15 protein-coding genes are annotated in these 14,499 nt (G+C 58.4%); 6 read left to right on the top strand and 9 right to left on the bottom strand.

Annotation, left to right across the window (positions count from 1 at the left end):
• Positions 1–266 precede the first annotated feature (266 nt).
• The 7 genes from thiH to rsd all read right to left on the bottom strand — a co-directional run bounded on the left by thiH (position 267) and on the right by rsd (position 6,492).
• Entirely contained in the window at positions 267–1,400 is a 1,134-nt protein-coding gene (thiH, locus tag GO007_RS28095) for a 2-iminoacetate synthase ThiH (protein ID WP_095105636.1), read from the bottom strand.
• A complete protein-coding gene (thiG, locus tag GO007_RS28090; RefSeq protein WP_095105633.1) occupies positions 1,397–2,167 on the bottom strand; it encodes a thiazole synthase in 771 nt (256 codons plus the stop codon). The genes thiH and thiG overlap by 4 nt, the downstream gene beginning before the upstream one ends.
• A 1-nt stretch (position 2,168) precedes the next feature.
• Positions 2,169–2,369, bottom strand: coding sequence for a sulfur carrier protein ThiS (gene thiS, locus GO007_RS28085; RefSeq protein ID WP_095105631.1), 201 nt, complete (start codon positions 2,367–2,369; stop codon positions 2,169–2,171).
• The gene (locus tag GO007_RS28080; protein ID WP_095105629.1) at positions 2,353–3,108 is read right to left on the bottom strand and encodes a HesA/MoeB/ThiF family protein; all 756 of its coding nucleotides are present in this window, start codon (positions 3,106–3,108) and stop codon (positions 2,353–2,355) included. The genes thiS and GO007_RS28080 overlap by 17 nt, the downstream gene beginning before the upstream one ends.
• Positions 3,101–3,736: a thiamine phosphate synthase gene (gene thiE / locus GO007_RS28075; protein WP_095105627.1), complete on the bottom strand. Its 636-nt coding sequence runs from the start codon at positions 3,734–3,736 to the stop codon at positions 3,101–3,103. Before thiE ends, GO007_RS28080 begins: the two co-directional genes overlap by 8 nt.
• Positions 3,736–5,631 carry a phosphomethylpyrimidine synthase ThiC gene (gene thiC, locus GO007_RS28070; protein WP_095105625.1) on the bottom strand — a complete coding sequence of 632 codons (1,896 nt, stop codon included), beginning with the start codon at positions 5,629–5,631 and terminating at the stop codon, positions 3,736–3,738. Before thiC ends, thiE begins: the two co-directional genes overlap by 1 nt.
• 363 nt (positions 5,632–5,994) lie before the next feature.
• Positions 5,995–6,492: a sigma D regulator gene (rsd, locus tag GO007_RS28065; RefSeq protein ID WP_095105623.1), complete on the bottom strand. Its 498-nt coding sequence runs from the start codon at positions 6,490–6,492 to the stop codon at positions 5,995–5,997.
• Positions 6,493–6,586: 94 nt separating this feature from the next.
• Here rsd and nudC point away from each other — a divergent pair, with 94 nt between their 5' ends.
• The 6 genes from nudC (at position 6,587) to GO007_RS28035 (ending at position 10,942) form a co-directional block, all read left to right on the top strand.
• Entirely contained in the window at positions 6,587–7,360 is a 774-nt protein-coding gene (gene nudC / locus GO007_RS28060; RefSeq protein ID WP_095105621.1) for an NAD(+) diphosphatase, read from the top strand.
• A gap of 40 nt (positions 7,361–7,400) precedes the next feature.
• Positions 7,401–8,465 carry a uroporphyrinogen decarboxylase gene (gene hemE, locus GO007_RS28055; protein WP_095105619.1) on the top strand — a complete coding sequence of 355 codons (1,065 nt, stop codon included), beginning with the start codon at positions 7,401–7,403 and terminating at the stop codon, positions 8,463–8,465.
• Positions 8,466–8,474: 9 nt separating this feature from the next.
• Positions 8,475–9,146: a deoxyribonuclease V gene (nfi, locus tag GO007_RS28050; RefSeq protein WP_095105617.1), complete on the top strand. Its 672-nt coding sequence runs from the start codon at positions 8,475–8,477 to the stop codon at positions 9,144–9,146.
• Between the two features lie 42 nt (positions 9,147–9,188).
• On the top strand, positions 9,189–9,779 hold the full coding sequence (locus GO007_RS28045) for a YjaG family protein (protein ID WP_095105615.1): 591 nt from the start codon (positions 9,189–9,191) through the stop codon (positions 9,777–9,779).
• A gap of 185 nt (positions 9,780–9,964) precedes the next feature.
• A complete protein-coding gene (gene hupA, locus GO007_RS28040; RefSeq protein ID WP_004097675.1) occupies positions 9,965–10,237 on the top strand; it encodes a nucleoid-associated protein HU-alpha in 273 nt (90 codons plus the stop codon).
• A gap of 12 nt (positions 10,238–10,249) precedes the next feature.
• Complete coding sequence (locus GO007_RS28035; RefSeq protein WP_095105644.1) at positions 10,250–10,942, top strand: DUF1481 domain-containing protein; 693 nt, start codon at positions 10,250–10,252, stop codon at positions 10,940–10,942.
• A 183-nt stretch (positions 10,943–11,125) separates the two neighbouring features.
• Here the strand turns inward: GO007_RS28035 and purD are convergent, their stop codons facing one another.
• Together purD and purH are read right to left on the bottom strand one after the other, a co-directional pair.
• A complete protein-coding gene (purD, locus tag GO007_RS28030; RefSeq protein WP_095105613.1) occupies positions 11,126–12,415 on the bottom strand; it encodes a phosphoribosylamine--glycine ligase in 1,290 nt (429 codons plus the stop codon).
• 15 nt (positions 12,416–12,430) lie between these two features.
• The gene (gene purH, locus GO007_RS28025; protein WP_095105611.1) at positions 12,431–14,020 is read right to left on the bottom strand and encodes a bifunctional phosphoribosylaminoimidazolecarboxamide formyltransferase/IMP cyclohydrolase; all 1,590 of its coding nucleotides are present in this window, start codon (positions 14,018–14,020) and stop codon (positions 12,431–12,433) included.
• Between the last annotated feature and the right edge of the window lie 479 nt (positions 14,021–14,499).

Raw genomic sequence — 14,499 nt, 5'->3', positions numbered from 1 at the left:
GCCAGCATGCCTGCCGATCGAATCAGGTAACTATTCGTCAATTATAACCGCGCCCTCCTTGGGCAAGGGATTTAAATTCGCCTGCGCTGAGGTTTGCGCCCGTTGTCCGTAAAGGAGGCAGGGCGAAAATGAGGAAGAGAAATCATCGCCCTGGTCAGCGTCCGCTGCTGACCGGGGCAGAATAGGAAAACGGCAGGAGGTAAGCAATCTGCCGTTTTTGTTCTCGCGTTCAGGCTCGCAAAATAGTCAGGTCGTTACACTCCTCTTCAGGATGACTGCGTAGCGCGTCCCAACCAGCTGTCCCAGTCTTTCCACACCGGCTGCAGGCCGCGAGCGACCAGGGCGCTGGCGACCTCTTCGGGACGGCGGCCATCATGAGGGGCGAACTGCTCCAGCTCGGGATGATTATCGGCATAGCCGCCGGGCTGAGTTTTTGAAAATGCGCTGACGTTGTTAATGGCCAGCGGGATCACCCGATCGCGAAAATCGGGCGCTTCGCGGGTTGAAAGCGACAGCTCAACCTCCGGCGCCAGCAGGCGGAAGGCGCAGATGGTCTGCACCAGCTGGCACTCATCCATCAGCGATGCCGGTTCGATACCGCCGGCGCACGGCCGCAGCCGGGGGAAGGAGACCGAGTAGCGGCTGCGCCAGTAATGCTGCTGGAGCCACAGCAGATGCTCAGCGACCATGTAGCAATCCACGCGCCAGCTATCGGAGAGGCCAATGAGCGCGCCCAGGCCGATCTTATCGATCCCCGCCTGGCCGAGACGATCCGGCGTATCCAGGCGCCAGAAGAAGTCCTGCTTCTTCCCCTTCAGATGATGCTGGGCGTACATGCTCTCATGATACGTTTCCTGATAGACCATCACGCCGTCCAGGCCGAGCGTTTTCAGCTCAGCGTACTCATCCGTGCTCAGCGGCTGCACCTCCATCTGTAGCGAGGAGAACTGGCTGCGGATCGCCGGCAGATGCTGGCGAAAATAGTCCATCCCCACTTTGCCCTGGTGTTCGCCGGTGACCAGCAGCAGATGCTCAAAGCCCATCTGGCGGATAGCGGCGCACTCGCGGGTAATTTCATCGCTATCCAGCGTCTTGCGCTTGATGCGGTTGCTCATTGAAAAGCCGCAGTAGGTGCAGTCGTTCGCGCACAGGTTAGAGAGATAAAGGGGAACATAGAAACTGACGGTGTTACCAAAGCGCTGGCGGGTCAGGCGCTGCGCGCGCTGCGCCAGCGGCTCCAGATAGCCGGCGGCGGCGGGGGAGAGCAGGGCCATCATATCGTCGCGAGTAAGCTGTTTTGCCGCTATCGCCCGCTCAACGTCGGCTGGGGTTTTGCTGTTGATGCGCAGGCGGATATCATCCCACTCCAGCTGTTTCCAGCGGTCGCTAAAGGTGTTCATGCCAGCGCCTCCAGGAAACCGGTCAGCGGGCTGGTGGCCTGCGCCTGGGCGCTGCGCGCGCCGGGTCCGGCCTGACGGGCCAGCAGACCCGCTTCTACCGCCAGACGAAACGCGCGCGCCATGGTCACCGGATCGTCGGCGACGGCGATTGCGGTATTCACCAGCACCGCGTCGGCGCCCATCTCCAGCGCCTGCGCCGCATGGCTGGGCACGCCAATACCGGCGTCAACGACCACCGGTACCGTGGCCTGGGCGATAATGATTTCCAGCATGGCGCGGGTTTCAAGTCCTTGATTGGAGCCGATGGGGGCGCCGAGCGGCATTACCGCCGCGCAGCCCACCTCCTCCAGCCGTTTACACAGCACCGGGTCGGCGCCGCAGTAGGGCAGAACCACAAAACCTTCCCGTACCAGGAGCTCCGCCGCCTTCAGGGTTTCGATGGGGTCCGGCAGCAGCCAGCGCGCGTCCGGATGAATCTCCAGCTTTAACCAGTGAGTGCCCAGGGCTTCCCGCGCCAGGCGGGCGGCGAACACGGCTTCTTCCGCCGTTTTCGCTCCCGACGTATTCGGCAGCAGGCTGACGCCGGCGGCCAGTAAAGGCGCGAGGATCGCATCATTGTGCTGACGTAAATCGACGCGCTTCATTGCCAGCGTCACCAGCTGGCTTCCCGAGGCGCGGATCGCCTCGACCATAAGGTCCGGCGCGGAAAATTTTCCGGTACCGGTAAAAATATGTGAGTCGAACGTTTTGTCTGCGATACGTAACATGTCAGCCTCCGGCGATAACCTGAAAAAGCAGGACCCGATCGCCTTCCTGCAGAAGATGGTGATCCCACCGCTCGCGCGGCAGGACGTGTTGATTGAGCGCCAGCGCGATACCCGCCTGCTGCTGTTCCAGCTGAACGAGCAGGGCGGCGACGGTGATCGCGTCGGCGCAGAGGAGCGGTTCGTCGTTAAACCAAATCTGCATGTTGTCCTCCGCATACCGGACAGCTCTGCGCCCGCTGTAGCGCCAGGCTTCGCCAGGAGCCGGTGCGGGCGTCAAACAGCCGCAGAGTATTACGCGGCGTGACCATGCCGGAGAGTAGCTTGATCGCCTCCAGCGCCTGGAGCGTACCCATTATGCCGACCACCGGCCCGATAATGCCCGCGGTGCGGCAGCTACGCTCGGGTTCGGTCGTATCTGGCCACAGGCAGCGATAGCAGCCCTGTTCCCACGGCGGGGTCAGGACCATCAGCTGCCCGCCAAGCCCGACGGCGCTGGCGGTAATTAACGGCGTTTTGTGGGTCACGCAGGCGGCGTTGATGGCCTGGCGGCTCTCCATGTTATCGGTGCAGTCCAGCACCACGTCGGCCTGCGTTACTTCAGCCAGCAGCGCCGCGCCGCTTAATCGCTGCCGCAGGGGGATAACATCGATCTGCGGATTGAGCCGCGCCAGCCGCTGTCGGGCAGCCGTTGCTTTAGGCCGGGCAATATCGTCGCTGGTGAACAAAATCTGCCGCTGCAGGTTGCTGACGTGGACATCGTCGTCATCGGCGAGGACCAGCGTACCGACGCCAGCGCCCGCCAGATAGAGCGCCGCGGGAGAGCCGAGTCCGCCGAGCCCGACGATCAGCACCCGGCTGGCGAGCAGCTTCTGCTGACCTTCGATGGCAATATCTTCCAGCATCAGCTGGCGGCTGTAGCGCATAAAATCGCTATCATTCATCGCCTGCTCCCGCTATTTCCAGCAGCCGGGCGGTGGCCTGCCGCCAGTCCGCCGCCTGGGTAATCGCGCTGACCACGGCAATGCTGCCAACGCCGGCGTCCAGCACCGCCGGAGCGCGTTCGAGGCTGATGCCGCCAATGGCCACCGTTGGGTAGTCCTGTAGCCGGCTGATATGGCGCGCCAACTGCTCCAGTCCCTGCGGCGCGGAGGGCATCTGCTTGGTTTGGGTCGGGAAAACGTGACCTAATGCGACGTAGGAGGGGCGCGCCGCCAGCGCGACGTCAATCTCCATATCATCATGCGTCGAGACGCCGAGGCGCAGCCCGGCATTGCGAATAGCGCTCAGATCGGTCGTTTCAAGGTCCTCCTGGCCCAGGTGCACGCCGTAGGCCTGATGCTTAATGGCCAGCTGCCAGTAGTCGTTGATAAACAGCCGGGCACGGTATTGACGGCCAAGCGCGATAGCGGCGATGACATCGTCCTCAACGTCAGCCTCACGCCGATCCTTAATTCGCAGCTGGATGGTGCGCACGCCCGCTTTCAGCAGGCGTTCAATCCACGCCACGCTATCCACGACCGGGTAGAGTCCTAAACGAAAAGGGACCGGGGGAAAATCGGGTTGATACATCAGGCTTGCTCCTTACGTAAATAGATTTCGCCGCCGCGAGCGCGGAAGTCCTGCGACATATCGGCCATTCCGCTTTCGATGTTCTGGAGGGCGGCATAGTCGCGTACTTCCTGGCTGATTTTCATTGAACAGAATTTGGGTCCGCACATGGAGCAGAAGTGGGCGACTTTTCCCGACTCCTGCGGCAGGGTTTCATCGTGATAGGCGCGGGCGGTGAACGGGTCGAGGGCGAGATTGAACTGGTCCTCCCAGCGGAATTCGAAACGCGCTTTTGACATGGCGTTATCGCGGATCTGCACCCCGGGATGGCCTTTGGCAAGGTCGGCGGCGTGGGCGGCGATTTTGTAGGTAATCAGCCCCTGCTTAACGTCCTCTTTGTTCGGCAGCCCGAGGTGCTCTTTCGGCGTCACGTAGCAGAGCATCGCGCAGCCAAACCAGCCGATCATCGCGGCGCCAATGCCGGAAGTGAAGTGATCGTAGCCCGGGGCGATATCGGTGGTTAACGGCCCGAGGGTATAGAACGGCGCTTCGTGACAGTGCTCCAGCTCTTCGGTCATGTTGCGGAGGATCATCTGCATCGGCACGTGGCCCGGGCCTTCAATCATCACCTGTACGTCGTACTCCCAGGCGATTTTCGTCAGCTCGCCTAAGGTTCGCAGCTCGGCAAACTGCGCTTCATCGTTGGCGTCCTGGATCGAGCCCGGACGCAGACCGTCGCCGAGCGATAGCGAGACGTCATAGGCGGCGCAGATTTCACAAATTTCGCGAAAGTGCTGATAGAGGAAGTTTTCCTGATGGTGCGACAGGCACCATTTCGCCATGATCGAACCGCCGCGGGAGACAATGCCGGTGAGGCGTCTGGCGGTCATCGGAACGTAGCGCAGCAGGACGCCGGCATGGATGGTGAAGTAGTCAACGCCTTGCTCCGCCTGCTCCAGCAGGGTGTCGCGAAATGCTTCCCAGCTTAGGTCCTCGGCAATGCCGTTTACCTTTTCCAGCGCCTGATAGATCGGCACCGTACCGATAGGCACCGGACTGTTACGCAGGATCCACTCGCGGGTTTCGTGGATATAGCGGCCGGTGGAGAGATCCATCACCGTATCCGCGCCCCAGCGGGTTGACCACACCAGCTTTTCTACCTCTTCCTCAATGGAGGAGGTGACGGCGGAGTTGCCGATATTGGCGTTAACTTTGACCAGAAAATTACGGCCGATAATCATCGGCTCCGACTCTGGATGGTTGATATTGGCCGGAATAATGGCGCGCCCGGCGGCCACTTCGTCACGGACAAACTCCGGCGTGATGTTGTCCGGCAGATGGGCGCCAAACCCTTCCCCCGGGTGCTGGTGGCGCAGCACTTCGCTACGAATGCGCTCGCGGCCCATATTTTCGCGGATGGCGATAAACTCCATCTCAGGCGTGACGAGGCCCCGGCGGGCGTAGTGGAGCTGAGTCACGCGGCGGCCTGCGGCGGCCCGCTTTGGCGTCAGCAGGCGGCTGAAGCGCAGCTCGTCGAGGCCGTCATCAGCCAGGCGTTGCTGGGTGTAAGCGGAGCTGCGATGGCTCAGCGGTTCGCTATCGTTACGCGCGTCAATCCACGGCTGGCGCAGCTTTGTCAGACCCTGGTGGACATCGATCGCGATATCGGGGTCGCCGTAGGGACCGGAGGTGTCGTACACCGGGATCGCTTCGTTATCTTCATAGCGCGGATTTTCTTTGCCGCCGCCGATAAGCGTGGGGCTAAGCTGGATTTCCCGCATCGGGACGCGAATATCATCCTGCGAACCCTGAATGTAGGTACGCTGCGAGTTGGGGAAGACCGAACCTTCAAGAGTGTCGATAAAACGCTGGGCGCGTTCGCGCTGCTGTCGACGGGTCAGTTTTTCTGTAGACATAGCTCATTCCAGACGAAAAGGAGATGGCTTGTCAGACGACGGATGGAGTAACAGATGCGTTTGGTCCTGGAGGGACGGCCGCTCTTTGCAGTTTACTCTTGTTCCCTTCGCAGGTATTAGCCTGATCAGGTTCCGCGGATCCCGAATTAACGGTCTCAGCCTTTTCCACTTTATCCTTCACGCTGCCTCTTCGTTGGCTTCGTCCGCTCACTCCGGTCACTTACTGATATAAGTTCCTGGAGGTTCACTGACTTGCCATCTTGAGGCATCGCGAATGCTTTGTGGAAAATAGGCACTCCGACAAGATAACGCTCCCTCCGCAGAGGGAGAATGTATGTAAACTACTCGTTAACGGCTCACAACTCAAGCAGTCGGCGCGATATTGTCGCTGATGCTGTCTTTCAGGTTATAGGTCACGGCCAGCGCGATCAGCTTATCTTCAAGCGCGAAGCGCGCTTCCAGCGCTTCACCGATATCTGAGAGCGCCTGCTGGAACTCGAGATAGTTATCGTGATCGATCGCGTTTTCGAGGCAGGAGTCGTAATAATCCATAATCTGCTGGGTGTTGGCTTCCAGCTGTGGATAGAGCCTGGTGGCGGCCAAAAGTGGCGTATCGCCTTCCATTTCCCCGATAATGCGTTCATAAATACTAAAATGGCCGGATGAGAGATAATCCACCAGGCTTTGACAAAAGTTATCCAGCGCCTTTTCATTAAGCCGCATAAATGACTCTTTGCCAGGTTTCAGGCCAACCAGCTTGTAGTAAGCCACGAGCAAATGCTTACGTACATGCAGCCAGCGATCGACCAGTTCATTACTGCCTCCAACACGTTCCGTTAGGTTTTCCAGCTGGTTTAACATGGTTGACTCCGCAAGATTAAGAAAAATAACGTTGCTCACCAAAATGTAAATATAATGTTAAAAGTGCCAGTAAAATTAAGGTAGTGCAATAGATATGGATCGTATTATTGAAAAATTAGATCGCGGCTGGTGGATCGTCAGTCACGAACAAAAATTATGGTTACCCGGCGGGGAATTACCACACGGCGAAGCGGTAAATTTTAATCTTGTCGGCCAGCACGCGCTGCAGATTGGCGAATGGCAAGGTGACGCGGTGTGGCTGATACGCCAGGATCGTCGGCAGGATATGGGATCGCTGCGGCAGGTGCTGGATCAGGATCCTGGCCTGTTTCAGCTGGCGGGCCGCGGCATTCAGCTGGCAGAGTTTTATCGCTCGCATAAGTTCTGCGGCTACTGCGGGCACCCGATGCATCCGAGCAAAACCGAATGGGCGATGCTGTGTAGCCACTGCCGCGAGCGCTACTATCCGCAAATCGCGCCGTGCATGATTGTCGCCATTCGCCGGGAAGACTCTATCCTGCTGGCGCAGCATACCCGCCACCGCAACGGCGTACATACGGTGCTGGCCGGCTTTGTCGAAGTCGGGGAGACCCTCGAGCAGACGGTGGCGCGCGAGGTGATGGAAGAGTGCGGCATTAAGGTGAAGAACCTGCGCTACGTGACCTCCCAGCCGTGGCCGTTTCCGCAGTCGCTGATGACCGCATTTATGGCGGAATACGACAGCGGTGAGATTGTCATCGATCGCAAAGAGCTGCTGGAGGCGGGCTGGTATCGCTACGACGACTTGCCGCTTCTGCCGCCGCCGGGAACCGTGGCGCGCCGGCTGATTGAAGATACGGTGGCAATGTGTCGGGCCGACTATGAATGACGTGATACAATGACGGCCTGACGCATTAAGGAACTGCAAAATGACCGAACTGAAGAACGATCGTTATCTGCGTGCGCTGCTGCGCCAACCCGTTGATGTGACCCCGGTGTGGATGATGCGCCAGGCGGGCCGCTATTTACCGGAGTACAAAGCCACTCGCGCAGAAGCGGGCGACTTTATGTCTCTGTGTAAAAATGCCGAGCTGGCCTGTGAAGTCACCCTGCAGCCGCTGCGTCGCTATGCGCTGGATGCGGCGATCCTCTTTTCAGACATTCTGACCATTCCGGATGCGATGGGCCTGGGGCTGTACTTTGAAGCCGGCGAAGGCCCGCGCTTTACCTCGCCAGTTACCTGCAAAGCCGACGTCGACAAACTGCCGATCCCCGATCCGGAAGATGAGCTCGGCTATGTAATGAACGCGGTACGTACTATCCGCCGTGAGCTAAAAGGCGAGGTTCCGCTGATTGGCTTCTCCGGCAGCCCGTGGACGCTGGCGACCTATATGGTTGAAGGCGGTAGCAGCAAAGCCTTTACCGTTATCAAGAAGATGATGTACGCCGAGCCGAAGACGCTGCACGCTCTGCTCGATAAGCTGGCCAAAAGCGTCACGCTGTACCTGAATGCCCAGATTAAAGCAGGCGCTCAGTCGGTGATGATTTTTGATACCTGGGGCGGAGTGCTGACCGGCCGCGATTATCAGCAGTTCTCGCTCTACTACATGCATAAAATCGTCGATGGCCTGCTGCGCGAAAATGAAGGCCGCCGCGTGCCGGTGACCCTGTTTACCAAAGGCGGCGGACAGTGGCTGGAAGCGATTGCGGAAACCGGCTGCGATGCGCTGGGCCTCGACTGGACAACCGATATCGCCGATGCGCGTCGTCGCGTTGGCCACAGGGTCGCGCTGCAGGGCAATATGGACCCTTCCATGCTTTACGCGCCCGCTGCCCGTATTGAAGAAGAGGTGGCGACTATTCTGGCCGGCTTTGGGCAGGGAGAAGGCCATGTCTTCAACCTCGGGCACGGCATTCATCAGGACGTGGACCCTGAGCATGCGGGCGTGTTTGTGGAGGCGGTACATCGGCTGTCAGCACAGTATCATCGCTAAGGAGCGACTATGGATTTGGCTTCTCTCCGTACCCTGCAGCGTGATTTAGCAGAATCAGTCATTCGTGAAGATCGTCTGGATCGCGATCCGCCGCAGCTGATCGGCGGCGCGGATGTAGGGTTTGAGCAGGAAGGAGAAGTCACCCGAGCGGCGATGGTGCTGCTGGCCTGGCCTTCGCTGGAGCTGGTTGAATATCAGGTGGCGCGCGTTGCCACCACCATGCCCTATATTCCCGGCTTCCTCTCCTTTCGTGAAACCCCCGCGCTGCTGGCAGCGTGGGAGCTGCTTTCGCAAAAACCGGATCTGCTGTTCGTCGACGGCCACGGCATTTCCCATCCCCGACGCCTTGGCGTAGCCAGCCATTTCGGGCTGCTGGTGGACGTGCCCACCATCGGCGTGGCGAAAAAGCGTCTGTGCGGCAAATGCGACTCCCCGGGCGATGAGCCGGGGGCGCTGACGGCGCTGATGGATAAAAACGAACAGCTGGCGTGGGTTCTGCGTAGCAAGGTGCGCTGTAACCCGCTCTTCATCAGCACCGGCCACCGGGTTGGCCTGGATAGCGCCTTAATGTGGGTGGAGCGCTGTATGAAAGGCTATCGCCTGCCGGAGCCGACGCGCTGGGCGGATGCGGTGGCATCAGAGCGCCCGGCGTTTATGCGTTGGCAAGCAAATCACGGCTGATTCAGGTAAACTGCGGCTAATTTCTGACTTCGAGAATTCATCATGTTACAAAACCCGATTCATCTGCGCCTGGAGAAGCTGGAAAGCTGGCAGCACGTCACTTTTATGGCCTGCTTGTGTGAGCGCATGTACCCCAATTACGCCATGTTTTGCCAGCAAACCGAATTTGCCGACGGCCAGCTGTATCGTCGTATCCTCGATCTGATCTGGGAAACGTTAACGGTCAAAGACGCGAAGGTGAATTTTGATAGCCAGCTGGAGAAGCTGGAAGAGGCGATCCCGGTGGCTGACGACTATGATCTGTACGGCGTCTATCCGGCGATCGATGCCTGCGTCGCATTAAGCGAGCTGGTTCACTCGCGTCTGAGTGGCGAAACCCTCGAACACGCTATTGAAGTGAGCAAGAGTTCCATTACCACCGTCGCGATGCTGGAAATGACTCAGGCAGGTCGTGAAATGACCGACGAAGAGCTCAAGGAAAACCCGGCGGTTGAACAAGAATGGGACATTCAGTGGGAAATTTTCCGTCTGCTGGCCGACTGCGAAGAGCGCGATATTGAACTGATAAAAGGACTGCGTGCCGACCTTCGTGAAGCCGGCGAGAGCAATATTGGTATAAATTTTCAGCAGTGAGACCAGAAAACGTGATTTACCGCCTGAATTGTAGCGTCTGAAGGCTTCCATTCCGCCCCCCGTCTGGTCTACATTTGGAGGGCGAAAAAAAGTGGCTATCGGTGCGTGTATGCAGGAGAGTGTTTTTCAGCATTTCCGTCGCACTCGGTGCTTAGCAAGCGATAAACACATTGTAAGGATAACTTATGAACAAGACTCAACTGATTGATGTAATTGCGGACAAAGCTGACCTGTCCAAAGCACAGGCAAAAGCTGCCCTGGAATCTACCCTGGCTGCAATTACTGAGTCTCTGAAAGAAGGTGATGCTGTCCAACTGGTTGGTTTCGGTACCTTCAAAGTGAACCACCGCGCTGAGCGTACTGGCCGCAACCCGCAGACCGGTAATGAAATCAAAATTGCCGCTGCTAACGTGCCGGCGTTTGTTTCAGGCAAAGCACTGAAAGACGCAGTTAAGTAAGACCGCGTGGCAGTGTACAGTTCTACCGAAGGGGCCTTTAAGCCCCTTTTGTCTATCTGGCGTCGTACGCTGACGCTGGCAGGCGTACTGTTACTCGCTGCCTGCAGCCATGATTCCTCGCTCCCGCCTTTTACCGCCAGCGGCTATGCTGACAATCAGGGAGCGATGCGTATCTGGCGTCTGGATTCCAATGGCGAGGTGCATCTTCTCGCCGCTTTTAGCCCGTGGCGTCACGGCAATACTTCAACCAGCGAATACCGCTGGCAGGGCGATCGGCTGACGCTGATTGAGCTCAACGTTTACGGCAAGACCACGGAACATATTCGCGCCCGCTTTGATGACCAGGGCGAGCTGAGCTTTATGCAGCGTGAAATCGACGGGCAAAAGCAGCAGCTCTCCAGCGACCAGGTCGCGCTCTACCGCTACCGGGCGACGCAGATCCGCCAGACCAGCGACGCATTGCGTCAGGGCCGCGTTGTGCTGCGTCAGGGACGCTGGCACGCCGATCGGACCATCACCACCTGTGAAGGGCAGACCGTTAAGCCAGACCTGGATGCCCGGGCGTTAGCCCATATCGCCCGCCGTCAGGATCACTCGTCCGTAGAGGTCAGCGTCGCGTGGCTGGAAGCATCTGAAGGTTCGCAGCTGCTGCTGGTGGCAAACGAAGACTTCTGTACCTGGCAACCGCAGGAAAAAACTTTCTAACGCTTTACCCGCGCTTCATACTCCGATGCGCGCTACCCTCGTTGCCGTACCCGCCGGGCATCACTCCGCCGCTCCTTGCAGAGCCGTACTCCGCGCATGCCAAATAAAACGGGCGGCCACAAATTAATGAGGCCGCCCGTTCATACAGAAGGGGGCGTAAACCCGACGGATGAAATGACGCCGTTAGTTTTGCTCGCGAGCGATGGCGCGCCAGCCGATATCGTCGCGGCTAAAGCTGCCGTCCCAACGGATATCGGTAAGCAGCTCATAGGCGCGCTGCTGCGCCTGGGCCACGCTATCACCCAGCGCCGTTACGCACAGTACGCGGCCGCCGTTGGTGAGTACGCGCTGGTCGGCAGAAAGCTGGGTGCCCGCATGGAACACTTTGCCATCCGCCGCTTCTTCCTGCGGCAGGCCGAAGATCTCATCGCCGGTGCTGTAGCTGCCCGGATAGCCGCCTGCGGCCACGACCACGCCGAGAGAAGCGCGGTTGTCCCACTCTGACGTTTTCTCATCCAGCTTGCCATCACAGGCGGCGAGGCACAGCTCCACCATGTCCGACTTCATGCGCAGCATGATGGGCTGAGTTTCCGGATCGCCGAAGCGGCAGTTGAACTCGATAACCTTCGGGTTGCCCTGCTTATCGATCATCAGACCCGCGTAGAGAAAGCCGGTATAGGTATTGCCTTCCGCCGCCATCCCTTTGACCGTTGGCCAAATAATACGCTCCATGGTGCGCTGATGAACCTCATCCGTGACCACCGGGGCCGGAGAGTACGCGCCCATGCCGCCGGTGTTAGGGCCGGTGTCGCCATTACCGACGCGCTTGTGGTCCTGGCTGGTGGCCATCGGCAGAACGTGCTCGCCGTCGACCATCACGATGAAGCTGGCCTCTTCGCCGTCGAGGAACTCTTCAATAACGATACGATGGCCGGCGTCGCCGAAGGCGTTGCCTGCCAGCATATCGTGGACGGCGGCTTCCGCCTCTTCGAGCGTCATTGCGACAATAACGCCTTTCCCGGCCGCCAGACCGTCAGCTTTGATAACGATCGGCGCGCCTTTCTCCCGCAGATACGCAAGGGCAGGCTCAATATCGGTAAAGTTCTGGTACTCGGCGGTTGGGATGTTGTGACGCGCGAGGAAATCTTTAGTGAAGGCCTTAGAGCCCTCGAGCTGTGCGGCACCTTCCGTTGGGCCAAAGATTTTCAGCCCGGCGGCGCGGAACGCATCGACGATGCCGATCACCAGCGGCGCTTCCGGGCCGACGATGGTCAGATCGATATTTTCGCGCTGTGCGAAGCTCAGCAGTGCCGGAATGTCGGTCACGCCGATCGCCACGTTCTGCAGCGCGGGCTCCAGGGCGGTGCCGGCATTACCCGGAGCAACATAAACGGTATCAACCAGCGGCGATTGCGCCGCTTTCCATCCTAACGCGTGCTCGCGCCCGCCGTTACCAATCACTAATACTTTCATGTGTTACTCCGTGAATTAATGGCGGAAATGGCGCATGTCGGTGAAGATCATCGCGATACCGTGCTCGTCGGCAGCGGCAATCACCTCTTCGTCGCGAATAGAGCCACCCGGCTGGATCACGCAGCTCACGCCTACGGCCGCGGCCGCATCAATGCCGTCACGGAACGGGAAGAATGCGTCGGATGCCATTGCTGAACCTTTCACTTCCAGGCCTTCGTCGCCGGCTTTAATCCCGGCAATTTTGGCGGAGTAAACGCGGCTCATCTGGCCTGCGCCTATGCCGATGGTCATATTCTCTTTGGCATAAACGATGGCGTTGGATTTGACGAACTTGGCCACTTTCCAGCAGAACAGCGCATCGCGCAGCTCCTGCTCGCTCGGCTGGCGCTTGCTGACCACGCGCAGTTCACCGGCGGTGACCATACCCAGATCGCGATCCTGCACCAACAGCCCACCGTTAACGCGTTTGAAATCAAGGCCCGGTACGCGTGTCGTCCACTCGCCGCAGGTCAGAACGCGGACGTTCTGTTTCGCTGCGGTAATTTTCAGCGCCTCTTCGCTAGCGGAGGGGGCGATGATCACTTCGACAAACTGGCGGGAGATAATGGACTGCGCGGTTTCGGCATCCAGCTCGCGGTTGAAGGCGATAATGCCGCCGAACGCTGAGGTTGGGTCGGTTTTATAGGCGCGGTCGTAAGCATCCAGCAGGGAATCGCTTACCGCAACGCCGCACGGGTTGGCGTGCTTGACGATGACGCATGCCGGCTCGCTGAACTCTTTCACGCACTCCAGCGCCGCATCGGTATCGGCAATGTTGTTGTAGGAAAGCGCTTTGCCCTGCAGCTGCTGGGCGGTGGCAACGGATGCTTCCTTAATTTCTTCTTCTATATAGAAGGCAGCCTGCTGATGGCTGTTCTCACCGTAGCGCATATCCTGCTTCTTAATGAAGTTCAGGTTCAGGGTACGCGGGAAGCGGCCTGAAGCTTCCTGAGTTTCACCGTGATAGGCCGGAACCATGCTGCCGAAATAGTTGGCAATCATGCTGTCATAGGCGGCGGTGTGCTCAAAAGCTTTAATGGCGAGGTCGAAACGGGTTTCGAGAGTCAGGGAGCCTTCGTTGGCGTCCATCTCTTTAATAATGGCGGCGTAGTCGCTGCTCTTAACAACGATAGCGACATCTTTATGGTTCTTGGCCGCGGAGCGCACCATGGTTGGGCCGCCGATATCGATGTTCTCAACCGCATCTTCCAGCGAGCAGCCTTCACGGGCGACGGTCTGGGCAAACGGGTAAAGGTTAACAACGACCATATCAATAGGAGATATAGCGTGCTGCGCCATGATCTCATCATCCTGACCGCGACGACCCAGAATGCCGCCGTGTACTTTCGGATGCAGGGTCTTCACGCGTCCATCCATCATTTCCGGGAAACCGGTGTAGTCAGAGACTTCGGTTACCGGCAGGCCTTTCTCTGCCAGCAGGCGTGCGGTACCACCCGTAGAGAGTAGCTCAACACCACGAGCGGAAAGAGCCTGCGCGAATTCGACGATACCGGCCTTATCAGAAACACTGAGCAGGGCGCGGCGGACTGGACGACGTTGTTGCATGGTATTAAATCCCCAGGATTTGAACATTACAGAGAGCGTTAGGTGAGTTTTTGCCTAAAAACTCACCTAACGCACCCAACCGGGCGTCCGTGTCATAGCGCGGCATTGTAACGAAAACGTTTGCGCAACGCTCGCGAATTTTTATCTTTCTCTTTGCAGGGGGAAATCTTTCCTTATCTCTCCTCATAGAAGGGCGCTGCGACGGCCTTTATAAAGAAGGATCGCCGACGGTCTGTGGATAATTCTGTGCGTAACAGGGTATAAAGCGGGGTTTTGCTGGGGAATGCAGCAGTCAGTCATTTTTCTGCAATTTAACTATTGCGGGCGCTCGAGAACTCCCTATAATGCGCCTCCATCGACACGGAACAACGGCAAACAAGCCGCCGGGTTGAAAGAGAAAACTTCTGAAAAACGGGGTTGACTCTGAAAGAGGAAAGCGTAATATACGCCACCTCGCAACGCTGAGCGAAAGCCGCGTT

This window comes from Klebsiella sp. 10-1 (assembly GCF_009758445.1).
In the GTDB taxonomy this organism is placed as follows: Bacteria; Pseudomonadota; Gammaproteobacteria; order Enterobacterales; family Enterobacteriaceae; genus Klebsiella; species Klebsiella scottii.
The sequence above is the reverse complement of the archived record's forward strand: the minus strand, read 5'-3'. Positions and strand labels throughout refer to the sequence as shown.